General features: G+C 44.8%; 1 pseudogene. It reads right to left on the minus strand.

The features are described 5' to 3' along the window. Positions 1–279 (minus strand): annotated as a pseudogene (locus CHH91_RS18470) (DUF4097 family beta strand repeat-containing protein); the annotation flags it as partial.

Consider the following 279-nt stretch of genomic DNA (forward strand, 5'->3'; position numbering starts at 1 on the left):
AGCATGGACTTTGACCCGCTTTTCTTGCGCCTGGTTGCCAGTCAACTGCATGTAGCGCTGCGCAAATTCTTTTTTCTCATCGAGAATCTCAACATCAGCCAAACGGTTATTGATTGAGCCAACATTTGATTTCAGCTTGGCTTCAATGCGTACAGCAGGGGAAACAAGCAATTTTACACTTCCTGTTGTTGTTTTTAAATCAACATAGCCTGCATCAGTCGACGCTTCCATCTCATAAGTGATCGAGCCATTGACCGTTTCTACGTCTGCGTCTTGGAT

It is taken from the genome of Virgibacillus sp. 7505, from assembly GCF_002272135.1.
GTDB lineage: Bacteria > Bacillota > Bacilli > Bacillales > Amphibacillaceae > Terribacillus.